Genomic DNA, 26,916 nt, shown 5'->3' with positions numbered 1-26,916 from the left:
AGCTTTCAAGACCCTCGCTTTGGCGGGCCTGCTCGGCAGCGCCTCCGTTGCGCTCGCCGCCAATGGAACGCCGGCCTTTGCCGATCGCTGCGCAGCGGCCCGCGCCCTCCTGCCCGCCAACGTGACGCTCACCACACTCGAAACGGTGGCGCCCGCTTCGCACTGGCAGAGTCCCACCTCGCCGACATCGCCGAAAGGCGAAGCGGTGCGAGCGGACTTCTGCCGATTGGCCGGCATGATCGACGGCGACATCGGCTTCGAGCTCTGGCTTCCCCGCGACTGGAATCGGCGCTTCCTCGGCACCGGCGTCGGCGGCGAGGCCGGCTATTATAATTATGCCGATATGGCGCGCGGCGTGGAGCAGGGCTTTGCCGCTGCCTCCAGCGATACCGGCCATCGCCAGGGCGAGCGCTGGATCGACGATGCCCGCAAATCGGAAACCTATGCCCATATCGCCTATCACCGGCTGACACAGGTCTCCAAGGCGATCATCGATGGCTTTTACGGCGCGCCGGCCGCGCACGCCTATTTTCTCGGCTGCTCCGGCGGGGGACGGCAGGGCCTGCGCGAGCTACAGCTCTACCCCGGCGATTATGACGGCGCGCTCATCGGCGCGCCGGGTCTGGACGTGCCCCTGCTCGCCGCCCGGCTGCTGCATGTGCATCTGGCCCAGACGCAGAACGACGGCGTCGCGATCAGCGCGGCGGACTGGGATCTGGTCTCCCGCCGCGCCATTGCGCGCTGCGATGCGAATGACGGCGCGGTCGATGGCATTATCGGCGATCCGCGCAGCTGCGCTTTCCGCGTCGAGGAGCTCGCCTGCAAGCCCGGCCAATCTACAGACTGCCTTGCGCCCGCCACGGTCAAAACCATCGCGAACATCGTCGCCCCGCTTACCGACAGCACCGGCAAGACCCATGATTTCGGTCTGCTGCCCGGCATCACGGCCCGCCCCGGCGGCCTGCCACCGCTGCCTGTCCAGATGTTCGGCCATGCGCGTCACAGTGCAGGCCGGGGCGACGCCGGCTGGGACCCGGCCAGCTTCGATCTTGCCGCCGATCTCGCGGCCGCCCGGAAAAGCTTCGCGACCATGGATGCCCGCAGCGCGGACATGCGGGCCTTCGCGGCGCGCGGGGGCAAGCTGATCCTCTATCATGGCTGGGCCGATGCATCCGTGCAGCCACTCTCCACGCTCGATCTCTTCGCGCGCATGGGCGCAGAGGCGGAGCAGGACCGCGACGCCTTCGCCCGGCTCTACATGGTCCCGGGCATGCAGCACTGCCGGGGCGGGGCCGGCACGGACCGCTTCGGCGGATCGGAAGACCGCAGCGCGACCGGCAAGCCCGAGAGCGACCTGCTCGCGGCGCTGGTGGCATGGGTGGAGCAGGGCACCGCGCCCGGCGCGATCCTCGCCCGGCATGCGGACGCGGACGGGACCGTGACGACGGCCCGCCCGCTCTGCGCCTGGCCCGCACAAGCATCACACTCCAAGGGCGCCGAGACCGGTCCAGGCGCCGATCTGCGCTGCGACAGCCATGCGCGGGGAGGCACGTAACGACACTCGCGACACCCTATGGCTCGTCGCCTGAGCGACTCTGCCGGAGGGTGCGCGCCAGACACTGAAGAAGGAGGGGAAGAAGGGGGAGCAGGGCCCGATCCGGTTCACGCAATCGCGCAGATACAGGCACGAAGCCAGACCGCATCGACCGGGCCACGCCAGTTTTCAGACGACGTAAAAAGACAAAATTCTGAGTCCAGACAGCCGATTTTTTCAAAATTCGAGTTGAGGGAGAGAGCCAATGATTTCCGAGTTTCTGAAAGGACGCGCGCGTGGCCATGTCCGCCTCGGTGGCATATCACGCATCACCCTGGCCGCCGCATTGTGCGTGCCCGCCAGCCTGTTCGCCACCGCGGCCGCCGCACAGACGGATGCGGCCCCGCAAGAGGGCGGCAAGACGGAAGACATCATCGTCACCGCCCAGTTCCGCTCGCAGAACGTGCAGTCGACGCCGATCGCCATCACCGCGCTGAGCGCGCAGCAGCTTGAGGCACGCGGCCAGACCAGCATCACCGAGATCGCCACCAAAGCGCCGAACGTGAACCTGCGCGAGAGCAATCCGCAGGGCCCGTCATTGCAGGCCCATATTCGCGGCATCGGCCAGGCCGACTTCAGCCTCGCCTTCGAGCCGGGCGTGGGCGTGTATGTGAACGACGTCTATTATTCGACCCTCACCGGATCGGTGCTCGATCTGCTCGATCTGGAGCGGGTCGAAGTGCTGCGCGGGCCGCAGGGCACACTGGCGGGCATGAACTCCATCGGTGGCGCCATCAAGCTCTACACCAAGAAGCCGGATGGCAATGACGGCGGCTTCGTGGAAGCGACTGTCGGCAGCCTCAATCGCGTGGATGTACGCGCTGCCGCCAACTTCACCATCGTGCCGGATCGTCTGTTCGCCCGCATCTCGGGCGTGTCGCGCAATCAGGACGGTTATGTGAAGGTCTATGACTTCGCATGTACCCATCCGCAACTGGACGCGGTCTACAACATTCCCTCCCAGACCGACGGGCGCGATTGCCAGCTCGGCACCGAAGGCGGGAAATCTTATGTCGCGGCGCGCGGCTCCCTGCGCTGGGTGCCGACCGAAGATCTGGAAATCAACATCAGTGGCGACATTACCCGCGACGATTCGGAGGCCGCACCGCAGACGCTGATCTTCGTCGGCACGGCCAACGCGACCAGCTACACGCCGGGCACGACGGGGCTGAACCTCAGCCGCAACTACCCCATGTATTCCACGGCCCCCACAAACGGCCTCAATCTGTGGAATCCCACGACCGGCACCTCGCCGTTCGTACCCTATTCGCCCTGGGGCGTGGCGGGGGACAGCTTCACCAAGAGCCCCTATGTCAATTACTCCACCTACTGCGATGCGCAGCCGGTGGATGGCTCCCCTCCCTATTGCTTCAAGTCGCAGAGCCGCGTGAATGGCTGGGGCGTCAGCGGCAACATCGATTACAGCTTCTCTGACAATCTCAAGCTGACCTCGATCACAGCCTATCGCAGCTTCACGGCCAACTGGGTGCAGGATTTCGATGCCACACCGCTCAGCAACGCGCTGATCGATTATGAAGCGACCAACTGGCAGTTCAGCCAGGAACTACGCCTTGCCTCCAGCCTGTTCGACAACAAGGTCGATCTGGTCGTGGGCGGCTTCTACATCAATCGCTTCGGCACCTATCGCGGCACGATCAACCAGGGTCTGTTGATCTTCACCGAATATGACGAAATCCCCGCCACCAACTGGGCGGCCTTTGCCAATGCCTCCTGGCGGATCACCGACAAGCTCGAGCTGAACGGCGGCATCCGCTATTCCGAGGAGGAAAAGACGTTCCGCTTCTTCCGGGGCGGTCGTCCGGGCGTGCAGGCCGGTAACCCGGCGCCTTATTTCCCCTGCACGGTCAATGGCGTGAACTATGGCGTCGTCCACGTTGCCTTCTGCGGACTGAATGGCGCTGAGGGCGATTACAAGGGCAACAATGTCGATTGGCGCGCCGTGCTGCAATATCAGTGGACGCCGGATATCATGACCTACGCAAGCGTCGCCACCGGCTTCAAGGGTGGCGGCATCAATCCCCGTCCTTATACACCGGCGCAGGCGGTTCCGTTCGATCCCGAGAACCTCAAGGCGTATGAAATCGGCTTCAAGTCGCGGTTCTTTGATCGGCGCGCGCAGCTGAACGTCTCGGCATTCGTCAACAAATATTCGGACTTCATCGCGAGCGTCTTCTCCCGCGTGACGACCGCACCGAATGCGGGCTGCCCGATTTCGCCCAACGACCTGACCTGCTCCTACTTCGTCAACGCGGGCAAGGCGACGCTCAAGGGTCTGGAAGCCGAACTGTCGCTCGAGCCGGTCGACAATCTGCTCATCGATGCCTCGGCGGCGTTGCTGGACTTCAAATATGACCAGCTGTCGGGCTGTTCGCCGGCCCTCACGCCGACGACCTGCACGGCACCGTCGGGCGGTCTGGGCGCCGGCCTGCGTTACGGCATGACGCTGCCCTATGCGCCCAAGCGGCAGATCAGCGTCGGCGCGCAGTACAAGTTCGATATCGGCTCCGCCGGATCGATCACGCCGCGTCTCGACTGGAGCTGGCGTTCGCGGCAGCAGACCCTGACGGTGCAGAACAACGTGCTGTCCTATCTGCCGTCCTACGGTCTGCTCAACGGCCGCATCGCCTGGAACTCGGCGGATGATGACTGGCAGCTTGCCCTGCAGGTGACCAACATCACCAACAAGCTGTACTGGACTGGCATCGGCCCCAACAACAATTCGGGCACCGTGGCTGCCAATCCCGGCATGCCGCGCGAGTGGTCGCTGTCGCTCAAGCGCACCTTCTGACGAACCGGCAGGCGGCGGCGGGTTGGCCATCCTCCCGCCGCCGCCCCGGCCATTTCTCAAACCCCGATGAAGCCGGAGAGGCAGCAATGTTGAACAGCAGCAGCAAGGCCCTGATATCCCTCGCACTCGGCGCGGCGCTGGCCACGGCGGCCCCAGCGACCACCTCCACCAGCGGCGGAGCCGGCCCCTATCGGGTGACGATGACCGATGAGATTGACGGCCTCGATCATCACACCGTCTATCAGCCGGCCAATCTGGCCACGCTTGGCGACAAGAAGCTCCCCATCTTCATCTGGGCCAATGGCGGCTGCGCGGACAAGGGCAATGCCTATCGCTACATGCTCGATCATATTGCCGCGCATGGCTATCTCGTCGTGGCGCTGGGCAAGATCGGCCCCAAGGGCGAGGAGAATAATTTCGGGCGCTGGCCGCGCGAATTCGGCATGCCGGAAACGCCGCCGCCGCTCGATGGCCCCACCGGCACGCTGCCGCACGAGATGAAGGCGGCGATCGACTGGGCAGTGGCGCAGAACAGCAAGGATGGCAGCCCGCTCAAGGGCCGGCTCGATACCAGCAAGATCGGTGTTTCCGGCCATAGCTGCGGCACGCTGCAGGCGCTGGCGATGTCCTCCACCGATCCGCGCGTCACGACCACGCTGATGCTCAATGGCGGCGTGTGGAACATCGGCACCGGCGGCCTGCCCGGCGCGCCCGAGATCACCAAGAAATCGCTCGATACGATCCACGGCACGATTGCCTATATTCATGGCGAGAAGGACAGCGCCCTGCCCAACGGCACGGACGACTTCTCGCGCATCAGCGGCATCCCCGCGATGCTCGCGGTGCGCAAGGATGTCGCTCATTCCGGCACCTTCCTGCTCAAAAACGGCGGGGCTTATGGCACGGTGGCGCTGGCCTGGCTGGACTGGCAGCTCAAGGGCGACCCGCGCGCCGCGCGCTGGTTCGTCGGCGCGGATTGCACGCTCTGCACCGATCCGCGCTGGACGGTCCAACGCAAGAACTTCCCCTGAAGCCGCGCCGCACATTGGCATTGCGCGCGACCGGGGTCCGGTGATTGCGAATTTACCGCCCACTCCCTAAGAGCCTGCGAAGCTGGGCTGCGCGGAGCGGGCGGGAAACGGCCGGCGCGGCAAGAAGGATGCGTGGTGATGGCAAAGGCCAGTGAAGCTCCCGAAATGACCGGCGCGATCGAGCGCGCGCTGCGAGCGCTCAAGTCGGTCGCCGAACATGGCGAGTTCACCCCGCGCGATCTCGCCGAAGATGTCGGCATCCCGACCAGCACCGCCTATCGCCTGCTGCAGTCGCTGGGCGCGATGAACTTTGTCGAGAAGTCGAGCCATGGCAGCTATCGCGTCGGCCGCGAGTTGGTGCGCCTCTCCTCCATAGTCGCCGCGCAATTCGATTATGGCGCCATCGCGAGGCCGTTCCTCGCCGACCTGTCGGATGCGTTTCAGGAGACCTGCGCCTTCGCGCTCTATTTGCCGAACGAGCATAGCTGTTCGATCATCGAGACGATCAACGCGCTCCACCCGCTGCAATATGTCGTGGAGACCTACAAGACCCGCGCGCTCGTCTGGGGCGCGCTCGGCCGCGCGATGCTGCCCTGGCTGGACGAGGCCGATGTGCGCATCGCCATCGAACGGCAGGGGCCACCGCTGGAGGCGGGCACGCCGCCGATGACCTACGAACTGCTGCAGACCGAGAATGAGCGGGTGCGCAAGCAGGGCTGCTTCGTGGCGACCAGCCCCAGCGCGCTCGGCACCAATGGCACGGCGGCGCCGGTATTCAATGCGCGCGGCCAGATCTTCGGCAGCCTTGGCGTCGCCATTCCCGCCGTGCGTTACGATGCCGAGATGCAGCCCAGCCTCAGCGCGGCCGTGATCAAGGCCGCGCGCGGCATGAGCGCGGCGCTCGGCCATGGCGGAAGCCGACAGCGCAAGAGCCTCTGATCGATAGGGACATGACGGAGAGGCTTCGCTGCGGGGGGGGGAATGCGGCCCCGCGCGCTCACGGCATCGTCGGGTTCGACGTCTCCTCCGGCTTCCTGTCAGCAGACAGCAAAAAAAGCCCCGCCGGTCGTGCCAGCGGGGCCTTTTAAATACTTTGTCCGGTCAGGCCGGGCTGTGCAGGCCTCAGGCGGCTTCCAGCTCGTCCTCATCGGCGGTCTGCACCGGGCCGCTGTCCTGGCCCTTGGCGCTCTCGTCGCGGTCGACCAGCTCGATGATCGCCATCTGCACGGCGTCCGACGCGCGGATGTCCGCCTTGATGATGCGGGTGTAGCCGCCAGCGCGATCCTTGTAGCGCTCGGCCAGCACGTCGAACAGCTTGGTGAGCTGCGTGTCATCGAGCAGGCGGGCATGCGCCAGACGACGGTTGGAAAGGCCACCACGCTTGGCGAGCGTGATCAGCTTCTCGACATAGGGGCGCAGTTCCTTGGCCTTGGGCAGCGTGGTCTTGATCTGCTCGTGCTTGATGAGCGCGGCCGCCATGTTGCGGAACATCGCGGTGCGGTGAGCGGAAGTACGCTGCAGCTTGCGGCCGCCATATCTGTGACGCATGAGTCCAGTCCTTCGTTCGTTATGGGGCCGTGCAAGGCACCCCGTACCAGGCGATGCATAACGGGCACCGCCAAAACCCGGCCTCCTGCAAGAAGGACTTGAAGCGCCGCCCTAAAGCGGGTTGGGGGCGAAGAGTCAAGGGAAAGCATTCTGTGCGTCAGCTGCGCAAATAGCGAATCCCGCGCGCAATCTCCTGACGCAAGGTCCTGTGAGCATGACAGGAGGTGCTACATGTCGTCTTGAAGAGATCGCACGCGACGGTTTGCTCGATCATGGCCCGCCTCTCGGCGCTCTCCCAGATATCTGCAATCGAAGCTTCGCGGACATTTCCGATCCGATTGAAGTTCCAGCAATGGATGACATCGCCGTTCGGGCGAATGTCGAGGCTACGTAGTCCCACCCTACATCGACCAACACCGTGACTGTTCGGACGACCCGAGAAATGATCAATCATCGCCAACAGCTTGTCTGCGCTCGTTTCAATCGGTGCACCGGCGACTTTGCGCCTAATCAGGATGCCGACCACCGCCTCTAGTTGACGTAATTCTTCCGGGGTGGCCGGATAAAGTGCTTGGACATCAGACTGGCGCCAGAGACGTACCGGGGAAAAGTCGACAAACACGCCAACTTGCGTTTCGGCCCAATCTACCAAGTTTGGCAACGAGGTCATCGTTTGCCTGGTAACCGTCGGTTTCAGCCGGATGAGGAACCGGCTGTGCGTCCGCGTCCTCTCAGCGACCAGCCGCTCGACGCCCGCACGCACTTTTCCCAATGATCCTGCTACCCCTCGTAAGGAATCATGTTCGGCCGAAAGGGCGCTATCTATCGAGACATCAATGTTGAGAGGCTTTGCGGCGACGATATCCTGTACCCGGGCTTCGCTGAGGCTGGAGCCATTCGTGATGACGCCCCAGTCGATTCTTTCCTCGTGACAAAATGAAACCAAATCGAAAAACCACGGGACGATCATCGGCTCGCCGCCGATAAATTGGACCGCACAGCCGGGTGTGAAATCCTTCAACGACCGAAGAGCGTGCTTCCAAGCCTCCAGCGGCATTTCGTCCGTGTAATGTTTCTGCCGCCAGTGCGCACAATAGACGCACCGATAATTGCATCGCTCGGTCAATGTCGCTTTGATGTCTGACGGGCGCGTGAAATTAATGCGCGATCGAAAAAACAATGCTTCGGTAAAGCTTCTACGCAACGCTTTGGCGCCAAGCCGGCTCAATGTTCCAATTTGCACAGGGTCTCACAGATTCGCTGGTGAAGTATGCAAATATCATTGAAATTTATAAACGTTGTATATTCAAAATAACATTTGCGTTGCACCTACATAGAAAAAGCCCCCACCTTGCGGCAGGGGCCCTTCTCATTATCCAAGCTGAACCGGGTCAAAGATACGCTTTGACCCGATACTGTTAGCCCAGCAGTTCCTGCTCGAGCTTCTTGGCGATCTCTTCGATGTTCTCCGGCGGCCAGCCCGGGATGTCCATCCCGAGGCGCAGGCCCATGCTGGAGAGCACTTCCTTGATCTCGTTGAGGCTCTTGCGGCCGAAGTTCGGCGTGCGGAGCATCTCGGCCTCGGTCTTTTGGACGAGGTCGCCGATGTAGATGATGTTATCGTTCTTGAGACAGTTGGCGCTGCGCACGCTGAGCTCCAGCTCGTCCACCTTCTTGAGCAGATAGCGGTTGATCTGGTTTGCATCGCCCTCGCCTTCGTCAGCGGCGGCACCGGCGCCTGCACCCGTGCTCGGGCCGGCGGTCGGCAGCGCATCCTCGAAGTGGACGAAGAGCTGCAGCTGGTCCTGCAGGATGCGCGCGGCATAGGCCACTGCGTCCTCGGGGCTGACGGTGCCGTCCGTCTCAACCGTCAGGTTGAGCCGGTCATAGTCCAGCTCCTGGCCGATACGGGCGTTCTCGACCTTGTACGCCACCTGGCGCACGGGCGAGTAGAGCGCATCCACCGGGATGAGGCCGATCGGCGCATCGGCCGGGCGGTTGTTCACGGCAGGCACATAGCCCTTTCCGGTGTCGACGGTCAGCTCCATGTTGAAGCTGGCGCCTTCGTCCAGATGGCAGATCACCAGATCGCTGTTCATCACGGCCATGTCGCCGGTCACCACGATGTCACCGGCGGTGACGGTCGTGGGCCCGGTGGCGCTGAGCTGAAGACGGCGGGGGCCTTCGCCCTCCATCTTGAGCGCGATCTGCTTCACGTTGAGCACGATGTCGGTCACGTCTTCGCGCACACCGGCGAGGCTCGAGAATTCGTGAAGCACGTTCTCGATCTTGATCGCGGTGACGGCGGCACCCTGCAACGAGGAGAGCAACACGCGGCGAAGCGCGTTGCCCAGCGTCAGGCCAAAGCCGCGCTCAAGCGGCTCGGCGACGAAGGTCGCGCGGCGTTTCGGGTCGCCCCCGGCCTTGATCTCGAGGCCATTGGGCTTCTTCAATTCCTGCCAGTTCCGGATGTTGACAGTCATGTATTTCCCCTGGGAGTTGGGCGGAGGACGGTGGAGTGCAGCTGCGATCCGGCCCCGGCCTTAGAAGGAATGGTCGGGCAGGGATGGGGTTTCCGCAAAGAAACCCCCGCCCTGCTCGTCGGGCCGAATCAGACGCGGCGGCGCTTGCTCGGCCGCACGCCATTGTGCGGGATCGGCGTGACGTCACGGATGGACGTGATGGTAAAACCGACGGCCTGCAGCGCGCGCAGAGCCGATTCGCGGCCCGAACCGGGGCCTTTGACTTCCACCTCAAGGGTGCGCACGCCATGCTCGGCGGCCTTGCGGCCGGCGTCTTCGGCGCAGACCTGCGCGGCATAAGGCGTCGACTTGCGGCTGCCCTTGAAGCCCATCATGCCGGCGCTGGACCAGCTGATCGCATTGCCCTGCGCATCGGTGATGGTGATCATGGTGTTGTTGAAGCTGGCGTTCACATGCGCGACGCCTGCCGAGATATTCTTGCGCTCGCGCCTGCGAAGCCGCTGGGGTTCCCGTGCCATCTGACTAACTTTCCTACTCGAAACTGGTTGAACCGGTGCCTGCGCCTGTTTCGCAATTCCTGCGTCGCACACACCCTGCCATGCCTGTCCGCGCCGGGAGCATCGTCCCTTTGCCGGTCCCCATGTCGATCACCCATCCCGCCTCGGGCGCCGAGTGATCGGCAGGCCCGTGGGAAGAGGCGATCCCATGCGGGACCAAGACCTGAGCGCTAGCACGCTGCCGGGGCGGAGAGCGAGGAACCGGATGGTCCGGTGGTCTCGCCTTGCCCCTGCACGCCCCTGGCCTTGCGGGCCTTGCCGGGTCCGGCGCGCCCCCATTGGGCGGGCCTGCTACGGCGGGGACGTCTGGTCCGGACTGTTCTGGCGGGTGCGGATGCGATGTTTCAGCACATGCGCCCGGCGGAACAGAAGAAGCCGGATCGCTCCGGCGCCGGGCGGCTCGCGATGGCATGGCCGCAGCCATGCCAGCATCGCCATCCGGCTTTGCGTTACTTCTTCTTGCCGGCGATCGGCTTGGCCTTGCCCTTGCGGGTGCGCGCATTGGTATGCGTGCGCTGGCCACGGACCGGCAGGCCCTTGCGATGACGCAGGCCGCGATAGCAGGCCAGATCCATCAGGCGCTTAATGTTCATCGCGGTTTCGCGACGCAGATCGCCCTCGACCGTCAAGTCGGCGTCGATCGTCTCACGGATCTGCAGCACTTCCGCGTCGGTCAGGTCCTGAACCCGGCGGCTGTGATCGATGCCGAGCTTGTCGGCGATGCCCACGGCGGTCCGGGGACCGATGCCATGGATGTAGGTCAGCGCGATGATCACGCGCTTGTTGGTCGGGATGTTGACCCCCGCAATACGTGCCATATATCCTCCTGCTCCACAGGATGCTCTGGCGGGCATCCTATCTCGTAGCGTTGAACCCGGACGCGCAAAGCACGGCGAGCGCTCGCTCGCGCTGCCGTTGACCTTGTCGCATTGGGAACGGCGGTCGTTACTGCAACGCTCGCGCCCTGTCAACGGCAGGCCGGAACGGACCGCCTCTTTAACAGTATCAAAACCCCTGCCGGGTTCTTATGAGCCTTCCAGCCCGCCGCCCTGTCGCCCGTTTCCGAATCAGAGCCCCTTTTTCATGTCCCAAAGCGCTCCCACATCCTCGGTGACCACGCGACTCGTGAAGGGGGCTGGCTGGGTGATGACCTCGCAGGTCATCATCAACGCAGTGTCGTTCGCCTCGTCGATCGTGCTGGCGCGCCTGCTGATGCCGGAAGACTTCGGCCTGGTCGCCATTGCACTGGGGGTCAGCGCGGTCGTGACGGCCTTGACCTCCATGCCGCTGTCCGAGGCGCTCATCCAGATCAACGATATCGAGGACGATCACTTCCACAGCGCGTTCACGCTAGGCTTCATCCGCGCGATGATGCTGACGCTGCTGCTGGCCGGGGCAGCCTGGCCGGTCGCGGCCATGTATGACGACAGTCGCCTGGCGCCGATCATGCTCGCGCTTGCGGGGCAGGCCTTCATCAGCGGCTTCTACAGTGCCCGCTGGCCGATGATCCAGAAGCAGCTCTCCTTCGCACCGGACGCGATCGCCGGGGTCGTAACGCGCGTGGCGGCCGTCACTGCTTCGGTCGTGATCGCCTATCTGTACCAAACCTATTGGGCGATCGTGATCCCGATCGTGCTGATGCAGTTCCTCAGCGTGGTGGTCACGCATCTCTATGCGCCCTATCTGCCGCGCCTCAGGCTCTCGAAGGTGCGCGAGATCTGGTCCTTCTCGATCTGGATGACCTTCAGTTCCGTGCTGACGACCGTCAACGCGCGCATCGACAGTCTCGTGCTGGGCGGTGTTCTGGGGCAGCGCGAAGTCGGATTTTACAGCTATGCCGATGAGAAGGCGCGGATGCCCACGCGCGAGCTCTCAACGCCGCTCATCCGACTGCTATTTCCCGGCCTCACCGCGGTTCGGCATGATCCCGCCCGGCTCGCCGCGGCTTATCAGCGCACCCTGACCGTCATTTTCGCCGTCTGCGTGCCGGCCGGCGCCGGCTTCGGCCTGGTTGCCGACATGTTCGTTCATGTGTTGCTCGGCCCGAAATGGATCGAGATTATCCCGATCATGCAGGTGCTGGCCTTTACCTTCGCGTTCGAGAATCTGGTCACCGCCACCGCGCCGCTTGCGATGGCCATGGGCGCGACCCGCGCACTGTTCGTGCGCGATCTCATGACCTTTGCATTCCGCGTGCCGCTTATCATCACCGGGCTTCTGCTGTTCGGCATAACGGGGCTGCTCGGGGCGCGCGTGCTGTCCACCCTTGCCTCTGTCCTGCTCAACATGCTGCTCGCCAAGCAGATCGTGCATGTCAGCATCCGCCGTCAGTTTCTCGGCTGCGCGCGCACCTTTGTCGCCGTGGGCGGCATGTGCGCGGGAGTGATCGCCTTCAAGATGGCCCTGCCCGCCCATGTCGCGCATAGCGTGTCCGGTTTGCTGGCGACGATTGCGGTCGGCGGGGTGGCTTATATCGCCTGCCATTTGGGCGTGTGGATCCTGCGCGGACGGCCTGCAGGACCGGAAACCGATCTGATCGCCATCTTCAACGGCGTCCTGCGCAAGCTGGGACGGTTCAAAAAGCCCCAGCCCGGACTATCCGAGCAATAAAAGGCAGGCTTAGCCGGCCGAGGCGGTCCCTGCCGTCAATCGCTGCAGCAGCATGTCGAGCTTGGGGCCATCAAGATGGCGCTTGATTGCCGCGAAGGCGCGCTCCGCGATGGCCCGGCATTCGTCGGGGCGCTTGAGCAAGTCCGCGACGACATCCTCCAGGTCCGACAGATCCCAGCGTACCGGCACATAGGTTTCCCCGGCCCGGTAGATGTCGCAGAAGGTTTCCAGATGGCTCATGTCGGGCTTCACCAGCACGGCGCCGGTCAGCACCGCCTCCAGATCGCGCCAGCAGATCTCGCCAAAACCGAACGGGCTGAAGCACAGCTGGGACTGGTCCATCTCGCTCATGAACGCAGCCCGATCGACCCGGCCCTGCCACGCCACCTGATGGCGCGCAGCGAGGGCTCGCACGGCCTGCTCGGCCTCGCGGCGCATGATTACATACCAATGGGTGCGCTCGCCCGCGTCCACCCGCCCCTCGGCGTGCAACTGCGCAGGTGCGAGCGCGAAGCGCGCATGAACGTCGATGGGGCGGGGACCGCTGGGGATCGCCTGACGCTGTTCGAACGCCTTGAGCAGCACTGGCGCGGTCGCAAAAGCCGGCGCCAGCACGAGCCGGTCGACGATGTCCGGCCGACAGCGCCAGTTTGGCTCGTCCACAATCAGCCCCGCCTTGTTGCCGTAATAAGCCGCGAGATTGGTGTGCGCTGCTTGGGCGACGCGATAATGATCGCGTTCCAGCATCAGTGATTTCTTGGCATAGAGATCGACATAATCCGCGACCCGGTCGGCAAAGCGGACATCGGTCGGCGCGAACCAGTCGAGATAGGTGATGGGCGCGTGCGGATTGGCGGACTTGACCCGCTCCAACACGCGCTCGAGCTCGCCATCCGGCAACACATAAAAGGATTGGATCAGGATGGCAGACGCATCCTTGATCAGATGCTCCGCATTTTCCGCCGGATAAGGCACGGCGCGGAACGCATAGCCCTGTCGGGCAAAGCGATCCGCGTCATGATAGAAAGGGTAGATTTGCGGCCAGGCGATCTGGTCATCGGCATAGATGAACAGAATCCGCGTCTGGGCCTGGCGAGGGAAGCGGCGCGCGAGATGGGACCGGATGACAGGCTTCACCGGATCGTAGCGGCGCCTTCCATCATCCAGAAGGCTTATCACCCGCGCTTCGATCCCCGTCACCACTATCGCTCCGTCCTATTTGCGCCCAGCGCACCAGCCTCGTTTGCGAACGAGGGGAGGATCAGCGATCGAGAATGGTCACAATCGCGTTCGACACCTCATCGATATCCGCCATGCCGTCAACCCGGCTGACGATGTTGCGTTCCTCATAGATTGGCAGGATCGGCGCTGTTTTCGCGCGATACTCGGCCATGCGGGTGCGCACCGTTTCCTCATTGTCATCGGGCCGCCGCTTGAACTCGGTGCTCCCGCACCGGTCGCAAACGCCCTCGATCTTCGGTGTCTTATACCGATCATGATAGCCTTCACCGCAGCTTGCGCAAGTGAAGCGGCCGGTGATCCGGTCGACCAGTGCATCCTCGTCGACCGCCAGTTCAATGACATGATCGAGCTGACGGTTGCGCGCGCCCAGCAGCACGTCCAGGCTCTCAGCCTGCGCCGCCGTGCGCGGATAGCCATCGAAGATCACGCCGACATCCGGTGCAAGCTGATCCAGCGCTTCGCCGATGATGCCCGAGACGATCTCGTCCGAGACGAGCTCGCCGGCATCCATCACCGCCTTCGCCTTGAGACCCACCGGGGTGCCGGCCTTCACCGCCGCCCGCAGCATGTCGCCGGTCGAGAGCTGAACCATGCCACGCGCAGCGACCAGACGCTGAGCCTGAGTGCCCTTGCCGGCGCCGGGCGGTCCCAGCAGGATGATGTTCATGTCACTCCCCCAAAATTCACAAGAAGGATAAGCCTGCGGCCGGGTTGCCCCGGCCGGCTCAGCGCATCCGGCCTTTCAGACGCGCCTTCTTGATGAGGTCGCGATACTGGTGGGCGATGAGATGGCTCTGGATCTGCGTGACGGTATCCACGGTCACGTTGACGACGATGAGCAGGCTCGTGCCCCCGAGATAGAACGGAATCCCGGCACGAGCGATGGCGAACTCGGGAATCAGGCAGACCAGGGCCAGATAGATGGCACCGATCACCGTGATCCGCGTCAGCACGTAGTCGAGATAGTTCTCGGTGTTCTTGCCGGGACGGATGCCCGGAATGAAACCGCCGTTGCGCTTGAGATTCTCCGCAGTCTCTTCCGGGTTGAAGACCACCGCGGTGTAGAAGAAGCAGAAGAAGATGATGCCTGCGCCATAGAGCGCCATGTAGAGCGGCGTGCCGTGCGACAGATACTGGTTGATCGACAGCACGAAGTCGCCCCACGCGCCGGTCGACGCATTGGCACCCGCGCCGGAGAACTGCGTGATGGTGAGCGGCAGCAGCAGCAGCGACGAGGCGAAGATCGGCGGGATCACACCGGCGGTGTTGATCTTCAGCGGCAGGTGGCTGCGGTCCGCCTGCATCACGCCCTGCTTGGTCTGGCGCTTGGGATACTGGATCAGCACGCGGCGCTGGGCGCGCTCGACGAAGCAGATGCCCGCGATGAGGCCGAGGCCGACGATGATGATGCCAAGGATGACCAGACCCGAGATCGAGCCGGTGCGGCCCGATTCAAAGAGGTTGGTGAGCGTCACCGGCAATTGCGCGACGATACCCGCCATGATGATCAGCGAGATGCCGTTACCGATGCCGCGGCTGGTGATCTGCTCACCCAGCCACAGCAGGAACATCGTGCCGCCGATCAGCGAGATGACCGCGCTGATGCGGAACAACATGCCGGGATCGACCACGGCCTGCAGCCCGGATTGCGCGCCATAGGCTTCGAGCCCGACGGCAATGAAATAGCCCTGGATCGCCGTGAGGCCGACCGTGCCATAGCGGGTATACTGATTGAGCTTCTTGCGCCCGGCTTCGCCTTCCTTCTTGATCGCGGCCAGCTTGGGCGAGAGCGACGAGCCGAGCTGCACGACGATGGAGGCAGTAATATAGGGCATGATGCCGAGCGCGATGAGGCTCATGCGCTGCAGGCTGCCGCCGGAGAAGGTATTGAAGATGTCGAGAATGCCGCCCTGCGTCTGTTGATAGAGCTGGGCCAGCACGGTCGGATCGACACCGGGGAGCGGGACGAACGAGAAAAAGCGGAAGACGATGAGCGCGCCCACCGTGAACCAGATCCGCTTCTTGAGCTCTGTAGCCTGGCCGAAGTTCGCGAGGCTCAGATTGGCTGCCATTTGGTCGGCGCGTGATGCCATGATCGCTTGCAATCCCGAAAAATGATGCTCGCCCAGGAGAAACGGGGACGAACAGCCTTATCCCTTAGACGTCTCACCGGCGCCTGTCGAATAGCGGTGCCTGACCATATGACGGCATATGCAAGCGACCCCACCCGCCCATATCGGCGGGAGGGGTCGGCTATGCAAGCTCACAGTCAGGCCTGTCTCCCGATCAAGGAGTTTATGCGGCCTCGGCCGGTGCAGCCTTGGCGAGAATCTCGACCTTGCCGCCAGCCTTTTCGACAGCCTCGATGGCAGCGCTGGAGGCGCCGGCCACGGCGAAGCTCGCCTTGGTGGTCAGTTCGCCCTTGGCGAGCAGACGCACGCCATGCTTGCCGCCGCGCGAAATGCCGGCCGCGCGCAGCGCCGCCTGGTCGATGGTCGCGGCCGCATCGAGCTTGCCGGCGTCGATTGCCTTCTGGACCATGCCGAGGTTCACCACCGCATAGTCCTTGCGGAAGATGTTGTTGAAGCCGCGCTTCGGCAGACGCATGTGGAGCGGCATCTGGCCGCCCTCGAAACCGTTAATGGCGACGCCCGAACGTGCCTTGGCACCCTTCTGGCCGCGACCGGCAGTCTTGCCCTTGCCCGAGCCGATACCACGGCCGACGCGCATCCGGCCCTTGCGGGAACCGGCATTATCCTTGAGTTCATTCAGCTTCATAAGTGCACTCGCTTTCGCTGTTGTCGCGCTGGTGGAAAGTGCGGCCCATAGCCGCCGCACTTTGCTTTGTCACCCCATAGAATCTGTCTCGGCCGATCTCCGTCCTTCGCGTCCTGCACACGGCTCGGCGCTATCGGCGTGACAAGCCTCATGGTTAAGCGGCACCCCGGCATTCACAAATTTTGCAAGTGCGAAGGCTCGAAAAGTCATTCGCTTTAGGGCTTTACATGGTTAACGCTGGTGATCAGTCGCGCCCGAGCGCGCCCGGCTCCATTGACGAGTTGCGCATTATCGCGACCGTTTTGCTCGTCGGCTTTCATGTCGTGGGGCAGACCGACAGCGGGCTGCGAATCGAGGACGGGCACCCCGCGCGGTTCATCGTCGATCTGGGCGCCAGCTTCCGGATGCCGGCCTTCGCCTTTGTCGCCGGCTTCATCTACTGCCTGCGTCCGCCCACCCGAGGCCATATGCGCGACTTTCTGCGCGGCAAGGCGCGGCGCATCGCGCTCCCTGGCCTGATCGCCGCCGTCCTGTTTGGAACGGTCGCCTACATGCAAGGCTCGCGGTTCGGCATCCCCCCCGAAGCCCTGTTGGGGCTGGCCATCTTCCCCTATGCGCACTTCTGGTTCCTGCAGGCAATTCTCGCGCTGTTCATCGTCATCGGCCTGATCGACATCGCGCTCGATCATCGCGGGCAGTGGCCAATGTTCGCCAGCGCCTTGCTACTTGCCTTATGGCCCCCGCCCATCCCGACGCTTTTCGCACTGCCGCAAGCGATCCTGTTGGCGCCCTTCTTCATCTTCGGCATGTGCGTCTATCGAAGCTGGGCATGGATCGCGCAGCATGGGCGGCTGATCGTCCCGCTGGCCGCCGTGGCTGCATTGCTCGCCTTCAGTGGCGCCTTCTATGATTATCTGATGCTCGGCGTCTCTCCGAACACGAGCATTGCCTCGTCGCTACTACTGGGCATGTCAGTCAGCCTGCTCATTCTGCTCCGCTGGCCCCACCACCCCTATGCGCGCAAGGTTGGGCAGTTCAGTTTTACCATCTACCTCTATCATGTGTTCGCGACCGCCGGTGCGCGGATGGCACTCCACACAGTCGGTATCGACGCGCTCGCGATTCACCTGCCGGTCGGCATTCTCGCGGGGCTGCTCGGCCCTGTCGCACTGCATCTCATTCTGCTCAAGACGCCCGTCGTCGGCCCGCTGGCCCTGGGCATCCGGACCAAGGCGCCCGCGCCCCGCAGCGCGCCGGCCCAGCATGTCAAAGCACGTGCACCTGCATCCGCTCTAGCTCTTCCGGCCACATCATCCCGCCCGGCCGTCCCGCGCGGCCATTGAGCCGCCTTCCCGAGTACGCGTTCGGCATTACCTACAAACGAAAACGGAGCGCGTAACCCTCAAGGCTACGCGCTCCGTTTTCAATGTCGGTCGTAAAAGGCTTCAGCCTTCGACGATCTGCACCATGTGCGGCAGCTTGCGGATCGCGCCGCGCACTTCCGGCGTGTCCTCGAGCTCGACGACACGGTTCATCTTGCCCAGGCCGAGGCCGATCAGGATCTTCTCCTGAGAGGCCGGACGGCGGATCGGGGAACCGATCTGCTTCAGCTTGATCTTCGCCATGTCAGTTACTCCGCAATCGCTTCGGCGTCAGCCGCAGCGACCTCGGCAGAGGCGCCACCGCGACGAAGCAGGTCAGCGACCTTCTTGCCGCGACGCTGAGCGACCGACTTGGGGCTGGTCTGCTCGGTGAGAGCCGCGAACGTCGCCCGGATCATGTTGTACGGGTTCGACGTGCCGACCGACTTGGTCACCACGTCGGCCACGCCAAGGCTCTCGAACACGGCGCGCATCGGACCGCCGGCGATGATGCCGGTGCCTGCCGGCGCGGTACGAACGGTCACCTTGCCGGCGCCGAAGTGCCCGCGACCATCATGGTGCAGCGTGCGGCCTTCCTTGAGCGGAACGCGAACCATTGCCTTCTTGGCAGCGGCGGTCGCCTTGCTGATCGCCTCGGGAACCTCACGAGCCTTGCCATGGCCGAAGCCCGCACGGCCCTTGCCGTCACCGACGACCACGAGCGCCGCGAAGCCGAAGCGCTTGCCGCCCTTCACGGTCTTCGAGACGCGGTTGATATGGACGAGCTTCTCGACGAATTCCTCGCCATTGTCGTCCTCACCGCCACGACCGCGACGGTCGTCACGACGGCCACGGCCGCCACGATCCCGATCGCCACCGCTGCGGCCGCCACGGCCACGGCGCTGTTGCTGCTGCGGCTCGGCGGCCACACCCGTCACGTCCTGCGGCGTGGTCTCGGGCGCGAGAACAGCCTCGGGCTGATTGCCCTCACCGGTGGTGTTTTCGTCTGCCATCATCAGAACTCCAGTCCGCCTTCACGAGCGGCATCGGCCAGCGCTTTCACGCGACCATGAAAGAGGAAGCCACCACGATCGAACACGACCTTGGTAACGCCGGCCTTGGCAGCAGCCTCGGCCACGCGCTTGCCGACATCGGCTGCAGCCGATGAGGTGGCGCCGGTCTTGCCGCGCACATCCTTGTCCAGGGTCGACGCTGCGGCCAGGGTCTTGCCCTGCGTGTCGTCGATGACCTGCGCATAGATATGCCGGCCGGAACGGTGCACGGACAGACGGGGCTTGCCACCCGCCCGCGCCTTGATCGCGGTACGCACGCGCCGGGCGCGACGATCGAAGAGAGAGAGTTTCGCCATGGCTTACTTCTTCTTGCCTTCTTTGCGGAAGATAAACTCGCCGCGATACTTGATACCCTTGCCCTTATAGGGCTCCGGCTTGCGCCAGCGACGGATTTCCGCCGCGACCTGGCCGACCTGCTGCTTGTCGATCCCGCTGATTTCCACCGTGGTGTTATCGGGGGTCTTGATCTCGATGCCGGCCGGAACCGGGAAATCGACATCATGGCTGTAGCCGAGCTGCAGCTTCAGGTTCTTGCCCTGGGCCGTGGCACGATAGCCGACGCCGGTGATCTCGAGCACCTTGGTGTAACCCTCGGTCACGCCCGTGACGAGGTTCTGCACCAGCGTGCGCTGCATGCCCCAGAATGCCCGAGCCGCCTTGGTCGCGTTGGCCGGCTTGATCGAAATCGCACCGTCTTCCAGCTCATAGCTGATCTCGTCGCGCATCTGGAGCGCCAGCGTGCCCTTGGGGCCCTTCACGGAAAGCTGACCGTTCTCGATGGTGGCCGTCACCCCGCTGGGGATCGTGACCGGCTTTTTGCCGATGCGGCTCATCAGAACACCTCCGCCAGCACTTCGCCGCCGACATTCTGTGCGCGCGCTTCGGCATCCGAGAGCACGCCACGGGGCGTCGAGACGATGGTGATACCGAGGCCGTTGCGCACCACCGGAAGCTCCTTGGAGCCCGAATAGACGCGACGGCCAGGCTTGGAAACGCGCGCGACGTGCTTGATCGCCGGCTCGCCTTCAAAATATTTCAGCTCGATGCGCAGGCCATCATGGCCAGCCACCTGCTCTTCGGAATAGCCGCGGATGTAACCCTCGCGCTGAAGCACGTCGAGCACACGTGCACGCAGCTTAGACGCGGGCGAAACCACGCTGTCCTTGCGTGCCCGCTGGCCGTTGCGGATGCGGGTGAGCAGGTCACCCAGGGGATCGGTCAGTGCCATCTCTTAATCCTTACCAGCTCGACTTGGTGACGCCGGGGATCAGGCCCTTGTTGGCCAGATCGCGCAGCTGAACACGGCAAAGCCGGAACTTGCGATAGTAAGCGCGGGGACGACCGGTCAGCTCGCAGCGGTTGCGCACCCGGGTCGGGTTGCCGTTGCGGGGGATCTCGGCCAGCTTGAGACGCGCGATCAGACGCTCGCTGTCATCAAGCGACGTGTCATTCGCCACTGCCTTGAGACGGGCATATTTGCCGGCGTACTTCTTCACCAGCTTCTTGCGCCGTTCGTTCTTGTTGATCGAACTCAGTTTCGCCATGGACTTAAGCTCTCTTCCTTAGAAATTGGATCCGGCCACGCTCACGCAGCCTCTTTTTCCGCCTCGGCGGGGAACGGGAAACCGAAAAGACGCAGCAGTTCGCGCGCTTCTTCGTCCGTGCGGGCCGTGGTGGTCACGATGATGTCCATGCCACGCACCTTGTCGACGCGGTCATAGCTGATCTCGGGGAAGATGATCTGCTCCTTGATGCCGAAGGCATAGTTGCCACGGCCGTCGAAGCTCTTCGGGTTGAGACCACGGAAGTCGCGGATGCGGGGCATCGCGATCGTCACCAGACGATCGAGAAACTCGTACATGCGCTCGCGACGCAGGGTCACCTTCGCACCGATGGGCATGCCTTCACGCAGCTTGAACTGCGCGATCGACTTCTTCGCCTTGGTGATGACCGGCTTCTGGCCGGCAATCAGTTCCATTTCCTCGGCGGCCTGGGTGACCTTCTTCTTGTCCTGGGTCGCCTCGCCCACGCCCATGTTGAGCGTGATCTTCTCGATCCGGGGGATTTCCATGTGGTTCTTGTAACCGAACCTCTCGCTCAGCGCCTTGACGATGGTCTCGTCATACAGCTTGCGCGAGCGCGGGATGTACTTGTCAGCCATCAGATGACCTCCCCGGTCTTGACCGCGACGCGGACCTTCTTGCCGTCACGGTCCTCGAAGCGGACGCGCGTGGCCTTGCCGTCGACAGCCAGTGCAACATTGGAAATGTGCAGCGGCGCCGGCTTGCGATCGATGCCGCCCTGCGGATTTGCCTGGTCGGGCTTGCGGTGGCGGGCGTGAACGTTGATGCCGTCGACCAGCACCTTGTCATCCTTGGGCATCACCTGGAGGACGGAACCGGTGCGGCCCTTGTCCTTGCCGGCGAGCACGACGACCGTGTCACCCTTCTTGATACGTGCAGCGCTCATCACAGCACCTCGGGAGCAAGCGAAATGATCTTCATGAAGTTCTTCGCGCGCAGCTCGCGGACCACGGGGCCAAAGATACGCGTGCCAATCGGCTCCGCATTCTTGTTGACCAGCACGGCCGCATTGCCGTCGAAGCGAATGACGCTGCCGTCGGGACGACGAACGTCCTTGGCGGTGCGCACGATCACAGCGCGGTGAACGTCACCCTTCTTCACGCGGCCACGGGGGGCGGCGTCCTTCACGGAGACGACGATGATGTCGCCAACGCTGGCAAAACGACGCTTCGAGCCGCCGAGCACCTTGATGCACTGGACGCGCTTGGCGCCGCTGTTGTCAGCGACATCAAGATTGGATTGCATCTGGATCATCGATCCGGTTCCTTCTCAATTGGCCTGCCGGGACACAGCCTGTGTCTGGCCCGGTGGTTCCGTTAAATCCTTGAGACCTGCTCAGGCTGCTGCGTCTGCAGCAACCTGCTCGGGAGACTTGTGGGTGTCGACCCGCGCGATGACCTTCCAGGTCTTCAGCTTCGAGATCGGCGCCGTCTCCTCGATACGGACGGTCTCACCCTCGTGATACTCATTGGCATCGTCGTGGGCGTGATACTTCTTCGAGCGACGGATGATCTTGCCGTAGAGCGGGTGCTTCACCTTGCGCTCCACCTTGACGACGACCGTCTTGTCACCCTTGTCGGAAACCACCGTTCCCGTCAGCACGCGCTTGGGCATGGGCCTGTTTCCTTCTTACTTCGCGGACGAGCGCGAACGCTCGGCCTGGAGGGTTTTGATCCGCGCGATGTCGCGACGCACTTCGCGCACGCGGCTCGGCTTCTCAAGCTGGTTGGTCGCAGCCTGAAAGCGCAGGTTGAACTGCTCGCGCTTCAGCTCGCCCAGATCGGTCGAAAGCTGATCGTCGCTCTTCGCCTTGAGGTCAGAAATCTTGGTCATGACCATCATGCTCCCAGATGCGAGGTGTCGCCGAGACGCGCCACCACCTTCGTCTTGATCGGCAGCTTCATCGCTGCGCGGCTGAATGCTTCCGCAGCCAGCGGACCGGGCACGCCGTCCAGCTCGAACAGGATGCGGCCGGGCTTTACGCGCGCCGCCCAATATTCGATCGAACCCTTGCCCTTACCCTGACGGACTTCGGCAGGCTTCTTGGACACCGGCACGTCCGGGAAGACGCGAATCCAGAGACGGCCCTGACGACGGATGTGACGCGTGATCGCGCGGCGAGCCGCTTCGATCTGGCGCGCAGTGACCCGCTCCGGTTCCAGAGCCTTGAGGCCGTAGGATCCGAAATTGAGGTCCGTTCCACCCTTGGCATCGCCCTTGATGCGACCCTTGAAGGTCTTGCGGAACTTGGTTTTCTTCGGCTGTAGCATGATGCTTTACCTTGCTCTCAATTCTCAGCGAGCCGGACGCACACCGGAGGTCTGAGCCTCCAGCATGAGACGGTCGGTCGCCATCGGATCGTGGCCGAGGATCTCGCCCTTGAAGATCCAGACCTTGATGCCGCAAACGCCATAGGCCGTGTGGGCCTCGGCTTCTGCATAATCGACGTTCGCACGCAGCGTGTGCAGCGGAACGCGACCTTCGCGATACCACTCGACACGGGCGATCTCCGCGCCGCCCAGACGGCCGCCGCAGGTGATCTTGATGCCCTCGGCGCCGAGACGCAGCGCGCTCTGCACGGCGCGCTTCATGGCGCGACGGAAAGCGATGCGACGCTCGAGCTGATCGGCAACGCCCTGGGCGACGAGCTTGGAGTCGATTTCCGGCTTGCGGATCTCGACGATGTTCAGGCTCACGTCGCTGGACGTCATCGCGCTCAGCTTCTTGCGCAGCTTCTCGATGTCCGCGCCCTTCTTGCCGATGATGACACCGGGACGGGCTGCATAGATCGACACGCGGCACAGCTTGGCCGGACGCTCGATGACCACCTTGGAGATCGCGGCCTGGGGCAGCGTCTTCATGACATACTTGCGGATCTTGAGATCCTCAAGCAGCAGGCGACCATAGTCCTGGCCTTCCGCGAACCAGCGGCTGTCCCAGGTGCGGTTGATCTGCAGGCGCAGACCGATGGGATTGCTCTTGTGACCCATGGATCAGGCCTCCTCTTCCGCAGCTTCACGCACGACGATGCGCACGCGGCTGAAGGGCTTCAGGATGCGGGTGGACTTGCCGCGACTACGCGCATGGAAGCGCTTCATGGTGAACGACTTGCCGACACTCGCCTCGGCGACGACGAGCGCGTCGACGTCGAGATTGTGGTTGTTCTCCGCATTGGCGACCGCGCTGGCGAGCACCTTGCGAACATCGACCGCCATCGCGCGCTTGGAGAAGGCGAGCACGTTCATCGCGTCCTCGACCTTGCGGCCGCGGATGAGCGCGGCGACCAGGTTCAGCTTCTGGGCCGAACCGCGGATCTGCGTGCCGACGGCCAGCGCCTCATTGTCCGAGACGCGGCGGGGAGCTTTTGCCTTGCCCATCAGCGCTTGCCCTTCTTGTCAGCGGCGTGGCCGGGGAAGTAGCGCGTCGGCGCAAATTCACCCAGCTTGTGACCGACCATGTCTTCGTTCACCGAAACGGGAACGTGCTTGCGACCATTGTAGACGTTGAACGTCAGGCCAACGAACTGCGGCAGGATGGTGGAGCGGCGCGACCAGGTCTTGATCGGACCGCCACGGCCGTTGTTCTCCTGCGCGGTTTCTGCCTTCTTGAGCAGATGCAGGTCCACGAAGGGACCCTTCCAGACGGAGCGAGCCATCGCTTACCTCTTCTTCTTGGCGTGACGCGACCGGATGATCATCTTGTCGGTCGACTTGTTGTGACGGGTACGAGCACCCTTGGTCGGCTTGCCCCACGGGGTAACCGGATGACGGCCGCCCGAGGTCCGGCCTTCACCACCGCCGTGCGGGTGGTCGACCGGGTTCTTGGCGACGCCGCGGGTGAGCGGGCGACGGCCGAGCCAGCGGCTGCGGCCGGCCTTGGCGAGGTTCTGGTTCTGGTTGTCGGGGTTCGACACCGCACCGATGGTCGCCATGCAGTCCGAGCGGATGTAGCGCTGCTCACCCGAGCCGAGACGGACGATGACCATACCGCGATCGCGACCGACGAGCTGGGCATAGGTGCCCGCGCTGCGTGCGATCTGAGCGCCCTTGCCCGGCTTCATCTCGATGTTGTGGATGATCGTGCCGACCGGCATCTGACCCAGTTCCATCGCGTTGCCCGGCTTCACGTCGGTCTTCTTGCCTGCGATCACCTTGTCGCCGACAGCCAGACGCTGCGGGGCGATGATGTAGGCCTGCTCGCCATCGGCATAGCTGACCAGCGCAATGAACGCCGTGCGGTTGGGGTCATATTCCAGACGCTCCACCGTGCCTTCAACGTCCCACTTGCGACGCTTGAAGTCGATGATGCGATAGCGCTGCTTGTGACCGCCGGCGATACCGCGCGAGGTCACATGACCCTTGTTGTTGCGACCACCGGTCTTGCGCTTGCCTTCGGTCAGCGCCTTGACGGGCTTTCCCTTGTGGAGGCCGGACCGGTCGACGAGGATCAGGCCACGCTGGGCCGGGCTCGTCGGGTTATAATGCTTGAGTGCCATTGTTCAGTCCGCCCTCAAATGCCCGTGGTGATGTCGATCGACTGGCCTTCGGCCAGGGTCACGACAGCCTTCTTCACGTCCGAGCGCGTGTAGGGCTTGCCCTTCCAGCGCTTGGTCTTGCCCTTCTGGACGATCGTGTTGACCGACTTGACGCTGACATTGAACAGCGCCTCGACAGCGGCCTTGATCTCGGGCTTCGAAGCGTCACGCGCGACCTTGAACACAACCGCGTTGTGCTCGGAGACCAGCGTCGCCTTTTCGGTGATGTGCGGGGCCACAATCACGTCGTAATGACGCGTGGCCACCGCTGCTGCCTGCTTCTTAGCCATTGAAGCGCGCCTCCAGCTGCTCGACCGCGGCACGGGTCAGCACCAGGCTGTCCGCACGCAGGATATCGTAGACATTGGCACCGATGGCGGGGAGCACATTGACACCGACGAGATTGGACGAGGCCTTGGCGAAGGAGAGGTTGGTCGCCTCGCCGTCGATGAACAGCACCTTGCCGAGGTTGAGCTTGGCGAGCTGACCCGCCAGTTCCTTGGTCTTGCCGTCCTTGACGTCCAGATTGTCCAGAACCGTGAGCGAGCCGCCCTTGGCCTTGGCCGAAAGTGCCATCTTCAGGCCCAGCGCACGCACCTTCTTGTTGAGCGAATGCCCGAAGGTACGGGCACGCTGACCGTGCGCCTTACCACCACCGATGAAGATCGGGGCGCGGCGATCGCCGTGACGAGCCGTACCGCCGCCCTTCTGGCGACCGAACTTCTTGCCCGTGCGGGCAACGTCAGAACGCTCGCGCGTCGCCGATGCCGGGGCACGGCGCTTTTCAAGCTGCCAGGTGACGACACGGTGCAGAATGTCCGCGCGCGGCTCGAGGCCGAACACATCGTCATTCAGCTCGACATCGCCGGAGGCCTTGCCGCCGTCCAGAGTGAGAACCTTGATCTTCATGACTTAGCCCTCCTGGCCTTCAGTGGCCTCGGGCGCCGCGACGTCCTGCGCAGGCGTATCGGCCGGAGCCTCGGCGTTATTGTTCGCAGCCGACTTGATGCTGGCCGGGTACGGCACATCAGCCGGACGATCGACCTTCACGGCGTCCTTGACGAGAAGCCAGGCGCCCTTCGAGCCGGGCACGCTGCCCTTCACGAACAGCAGGCCGCGCTCGACGTCGGTGCGGACGATCTCGAGGTTCTGCTGGGTGCGCTGACGGTCGCCCATGTGGCCGGCCATCTTCTTGTTCTTGAACACGCGGCCCGGATCCTGACGGTTACCCGTCGAACCATGGGCACGGTGGCTGATCGACACACCGTGCGTGGCACGCATACCGCCGAAGCCCCAGCGCTTCATGGCGCCGGCAAAGCCCTTGCCCTGCGTCTGACCCGTCACATCGACGAGCTGACCAGCGATGAAGTGATCGGCAGCGATTTCCGCGCCGACATCGAGCAGCGCGTCCTCGGCCACGCGGAACTCGACGACCTGCGCCTTGGGTTCCACCTGAGCCTTGGCAAAGTGCTCGCGCTGCGGCTTGGCGACATTCTTCGCCTTCGCAACGCCGGCACCCAGCTGCACGGCTACATAGCCGTCCTTATCCATTTCGCGACGGGCAATGACCTGGTTGCCTTCGAGCGCCAGGACGGTGACGGGCACATGGCGGCCATCATCCTGGAACAGGCGGGTCATACCCACTTTCTTCGCGATCACGCCGGTACGCATGATCCAATCCTCCAATAGAGGCCCCTGCATGATGCGGGGGCT

At 63.6% G+C, this 26,916-nt stretch carries 34 protein-coding genes; 6 read left to right on the top strand and 28 right to left on the bottom strand.

Translation table 11 applies throughout. The annotated features are described in order from the left end of the window. Positions 1–19: 19 nt before the first annotated feature. From M2343_RS14475 to M2343_RS14460, 4 genes are all read left to right on the top strand, one after another. On the top strand, positions 20–1,555 hold the full coding sequence (locus tag M2343_RS14475; protein WP_264577183.1) for a tannase/feruloyl esterase family alpha/beta hydrolase: 1,536 nt from the start codon (positions 20–22) through the stop codon (positions 1,553–1,555). Between the two features lie 244 nt (positions 1,556–1,799). After that, positions 1,800–4,403, top strand: a complete 2,604-nt coding sequence (locus tag M2343_RS14470; protein WP_264577182.1) for a TonB-dependent receptor — start codon at positions 1,800–1,802, stop codon at positions 4,401–4,403. An 86-nt stretch (positions 4,404–4,489) separates the two neighbouring features. Next, the gene (locus M2343_RS14465; RefSeq protein ID WP_264577181.1) at positions 4,490–5,434 is read left to right on the top strand and encodes a hypothetical protein; all 945 of its coding nucleotides are present in this window, start codon (positions 4,490–4,492) and stop codon (positions 5,432–5,434) included. Between the two features lie 138 nt (positions 5,435–5,572). Then, the gene (locus M2343_RS14460; protein WP_264577180.1) at positions 5,573–6,373 is read left to right on the top strand and encodes an IclR family transcriptional regulator; all 801 of its coding nucleotides are present in this window, start codon (positions 5,573–5,575) and stop codon (positions 6,371–6,373) included. Positions 6,374–6,556: 183 nt separating this feature from the next. Here the strand turns inward: M2343_RS14460 and rplQ are convergent, their stop codons facing one another. The 5 genes from rplQ to rpsM all read right to left on the bottom strand — a co-directional run bounded on the left by rplQ (position 6,557) and on the right by rpsM (position 10,840). After that, positions 6,557–6,982: a 50S ribosomal protein L17 gene (gene rplQ / locus M2343_RS14455; protein WP_264571794.1), complete on the bottom strand. Its 426-nt coding sequence runs from the start codon at positions 6,980–6,982 to the stop codon at positions 6,557–6,559. A 157-nt stretch (positions 6,983–7,139) separates the two neighbouring features. After that, positions 7,140–8,225 (bottom strand): radical SAM/SPASM domain-containing protein, encoded by a 1,086-nt coding sequence (locus M2343_RS14450; RefSeq protein ID WP_264577179.1) that lies wholly within the window; start codon positions 8,223–8,225, stop codon positions 7,140–7,142. Positions 8,226–8,400: 175 nt separating this feature from the next. Further along, the gene (locus M2343_RS14445; protein ID WP_181558380.1) at positions 8,401–9,465 is read right to left on the bottom strand and encodes a DNA-directed RNA polymerase subunit alpha; all 1,065 of its coding nucleotides are present in this window, start codon (positions 9,463–9,465) and stop codon (positions 8,401–8,403) included. Positions 9,466–9,593: 128 nt separating this feature from the next. Continuing rightward, positions 9,594–9,983, bottom strand: a complete 390-nt coding sequence (rpsK, locus tag M2343_RS14440; RefSeq protein ID WP_014077853.1) for a 30S ribosomal protein S11 — start codon at positions 9,981–9,983, stop codon at positions 9,594–9,596. 488 nt (positions 9,984–10,471) lie between these two features. After that, the gene (rpsM, locus tag M2343_RS14435) at positions 10,472–10,840 is read right to left on the bottom strand and encodes a 30S ribosomal protein S13 (RefSeq protein WP_181558379.1); all 369 of its coding nucleotides are present in this window, start codon (positions 10,838–10,840) and stop codon (positions 10,472–10,474) included. Between the two features lie 292 nt (positions 10,841–11,132). Between rpsM and M2343_RS14430 the strand changes: the two genes are divergently transcribed. Beyond that, on the top strand, positions 11,133–12,632 hold the full coding sequence (locus tag M2343_RS14430) for a lipopolysaccharide biosynthesis protein (protein WP_264603900.1): 1,500 nt from the start codon (positions 11,133–11,135) through the stop codon (positions 12,630–12,632). A 9-nt stretch (positions 12,633–12,641) separates the two neighbouring features. On the opposite strand, the gene M2343_RS14425 is transcribed toward M2343_RS14430, so the two are convergent. The 4 genes from M2343_RS14425 to rplO form a co-directional block, all read right to left on the bottom strand. After that, positions 12,642–13,832 carry a glycosyltransferase gene (locus M2343_RS14425; protein ID WP_264577177.1) on the bottom strand — a complete coding sequence of 397 codons (1,191 nt, stop codon included), beginning with the start codon at positions 13,830–13,832 and terminating at the stop codon, positions 12,642–12,644. A gap of 61 nt (positions 13,833–13,893) precedes the next feature. Beyond that, positions 13,894–14,541 (bottom strand): adenylate kinase, encoded by a 648-nt coding sequence (locus tag M2343_RS14420; protein WP_264577176.1) that lies wholly within the window; start codon positions 14,539–14,541, stop codon positions 13,894–13,896. A 58-nt stretch (positions 14,542–14,599) separates the two neighbouring features. Continuing rightward, on the bottom strand, positions 14,600–15,967 hold the full coding sequence (gene secY / locus M2343_RS14415) for a preprotein translocase subunit SecY (RefSeq protein ID WP_181558375.1): 1,368 nt from the start codon (positions 15,965–15,967) through the stop codon (positions 14,600–14,602). 202 nt (positions 15,968–16,169) lie between these two features. Further along, complete coding sequence (gene rplO / locus M2343_RS14410; RefSeq protein ID WP_264577175.1) at positions 16,170–16,652, bottom strand: 50S ribosomal protein L15; 483 nt, start codon at positions 16,650–16,652, stop codon at positions 16,170–16,172. A 227-nt stretch (positions 16,653–16,879) separates the two neighbouring features. Between rplO and M2343_RS14405 the strand changes: the two genes are divergently transcribed. After that, positions 16,880–17,995, top strand: a complete 1,116-nt coding sequence (locus M2343_RS14405; RefSeq protein WP_264577174.1) for an acyltransferase family protein — start codon at positions 16,880–16,882, stop codon at positions 17,993–17,995. A gap of 102 nt (positions 17,996–18,097) precedes the next feature. On the opposite strand, the gene rpmD is transcribed toward M2343_RS14405, so the two are convergent. The 19 genes from rpmD to rplC form a co-directional block, all read right to left on the bottom strand. Then, positions 18,098–18,277: a 50S ribosomal protein L30 gene (rpmD, locus tag M2343_RS14400; RefSeq protein WP_181561266.1), complete on the bottom strand. Its 180-nt coding sequence runs from the start codon at positions 18,275–18,277 to the stop codon at positions 18,098–18,100. Between the two features lie 5 nt (positions 18,278–18,282). Further along, positions 18,283–19,026: a 30S ribosomal protein S5 gene (gene rpsE / locus M2343_RS14395; RefSeq protein ID WP_264572349.1), complete on the bottom strand. Its 744-nt coding sequence runs from the start codon at positions 19,024–19,026 to the stop codon at positions 18,283–18,285. A gap of 2 nt (positions 19,027–19,028) precedes the next feature. Then, positions 19,029–19,382 (bottom strand): 50S ribosomal protein L18, encoded by a 354-nt coding sequence (rplR, locus tag M2343_RS14390; RefSeq protein WP_181561265.1) that lies wholly within the window; start codon positions 19,380–19,382, stop codon positions 19,029–19,031. A 3-nt stretch (positions 19,383–19,385) separates the two neighbouring features. Next, entirely contained in the window at positions 19,386–19,919 is a 534-nt protein-coding gene (rplF, locus tag M2343_RS14385; protein ID WP_181561264.1) for a 50S ribosomal protein L6, read from the bottom strand. Next, complete coding sequence (rpsH, locus tag M2343_RS14380; RefSeq protein WP_181561263.1) at positions 19,919–20,314, bottom strand: 30S ribosomal protein S8; 396 nt, start codon at positions 20,312–20,314, stop codon at positions 19,919–19,921. Before rpsH ends, rplF begins: the two co-directional genes overlap by 1 nt. A gap of 10 nt (positions 20,315–20,324) precedes the next feature. Then, positions 20,325–20,630 carry a 30S ribosomal protein S14 gene (gene rpsN, locus M2343_RS14375; protein ID WP_181561262.1) on the bottom strand — a complete coding sequence of 102 codons (306 nt, stop codon included), beginning with the start codon at positions 20,628–20,630 and terminating at the stop codon, positions 20,325–20,327. A 41-nt stretch (positions 20,631–20,671) separates the two neighbouring features. Next, on the bottom strand, positions 20,672–21,247 hold the full coding sequence (rplE, locus tag M2343_RS14370) for a 50S ribosomal protein L5 (RefSeq protein ID WP_264577173.1): 576 nt from the start codon (positions 21,245–21,247) through the stop codon (positions 20,672–20,674). Next, entirely contained in the window at positions 21,247–21,555 is a 309-nt protein-coding gene (gene rplX, locus M2343_RS14365; protein ID WP_181561260.1) for a 50S ribosomal protein L24, read from the bottom strand. The genes rplE and rplX overlap by 1 nt, the downstream gene beginning before the upstream one ends. After that, positions 21,555–21,923 carry a 50S ribosomal protein L14 gene (gene rplN, locus M2343_RS14360; protein WP_014077869.1) on the bottom strand — a complete coding sequence of 123 codons (369 nt, stop codon included), beginning with the start codon at positions 21,921–21,923 and terminating at the stop codon, positions 21,555–21,557. Before rplN ends, rplX begins: the two co-directional genes overlap by 1 nt. Before the next feature lie 81 nt (positions 21,924–22,004). Next, the gene (rpsQ, locus tag M2343_RS14355; RefSeq protein WP_181561259.1) at positions 22,005–22,283 is read right to left on the bottom strand and encodes a 30S ribosomal protein S17; all 279 of its coding nucleotides are present in this window, start codon (positions 22,281–22,283) and stop codon (positions 22,005–22,007) included. Between the two features lie 15 nt (positions 22,284–22,298). Beyond that, positions 22,299–22,502, bottom strand: a complete 204-nt coding sequence (gene rpmC, locus M2343_RS14350; RefSeq protein WP_181561258.1) for a 50S ribosomal protein L29 — start codon at positions 22,500–22,502, stop codon at positions 22,299–22,301. 5 nt (positions 22,503–22,507) lie between these two features. Beyond that, positions 22,508–22,939 (bottom strand): 50S ribosomal protein L16, encoded by a 432-nt coding sequence (gene rplP, locus M2343_RS14345; RefSeq protein WP_181561257.1) that lies wholly within the window; start codon positions 22,937–22,939, stop codon positions 22,508–22,510. 24 nt (positions 22,940–22,963) lie between these two features. Continuing rightward, complete coding sequence (gene rpsC / locus M2343_RS14340) at positions 22,964–23,659, bottom strand: 30S ribosomal protein S3 (protein WP_181561256.1); 696 nt, start codon at positions 23,657–23,659, stop codon at positions 22,964–22,966. Positions 23,660–23,662: 3 nt separating this feature from the next. Beyond that, positions 23,663–24,046 carry a 50S ribosomal protein L22 gene (gene rplV / locus M2343_RS14335; RefSeq protein WP_264577172.1) on the bottom strand — a complete coding sequence of 128 codons (384 nt, stop codon included), beginning with the start codon at positions 24,044–24,046 and terminating at the stop codon, positions 23,663–23,665. Beyond that, complete coding sequence (gene rpsS / locus M2343_RS14330) at positions 24,046–24,324, bottom strand: 30S ribosomal protein S19 (RefSeq protein WP_181561254.1); 279 nt, start codon at positions 24,322–24,324, stop codon at positions 24,046–24,048. The genes rplV and rpsS overlap by 1 nt, the downstream gene beginning before the upstream one ends. A 3-nt stretch (positions 24,325–24,327) precedes the next feature. Beyond that, positions 24,328–25,164: a 50S ribosomal protein L2 gene (gene rplB, locus M2343_RS14325; RefSeq protein ID WP_181561253.1), complete on the bottom strand. Its 837-nt coding sequence runs from the start codon at positions 25,162–25,164 to the stop codon at positions 24,328–24,330. Positions 25,165–25,178: 14 nt separating this feature from the next. Next, positions 25,179–25,493 (bottom strand): 50S ribosomal protein L23, encoded by a 315-nt coding sequence (locus M2343_RS14320; RefSeq protein WP_181561252.1) that lies wholly within the window; start codon positions 25,491–25,493, stop codon positions 25,179–25,181. Continuing rightward, positions 25,486–26,112 carry a 50S ribosomal protein L4 gene (gene rplD, locus M2343_RS14315; protein WP_264571787.1) on the bottom strand — a complete coding sequence of 209 codons (627 nt, stop codon included), beginning with the start codon at positions 26,110–26,112 and terminating at the stop codon, positions 25,486–25,488. Before rplD ends, M2343_RS14320 begins: the two co-directional genes overlap by 8 nt. Before the next feature lie 3 nt (positions 26,113–26,115). Continuing rightward, positions 26,116–26,874 carry a 50S ribosomal protein L3 gene (rplC, locus tag M2343_RS14310; protein WP_181561250.1) on the bottom strand — a complete coding sequence of 253 codons (759 nt, stop codon included), beginning with the start codon at positions 26,872–26,874 and terminating at the stop codon, positions 26,116–26,118. Positions 26,875–26,916 lie beyond the last annotated feature (42 nt).

The sequence above is a fragment of the Sphingobium sp. B8D3B genome (genome assembly GCF_025961875.1).
In the GTDB taxonomy this organism is placed as follows: Bacteria; Pseudomonadota; Alphaproteobacteria; order Sphingomonadales; family Sphingomonadaceae; genus Sphingobium.
This window is presented reverse-complemented; position numbering and strand designations above follow the sequence as displayed.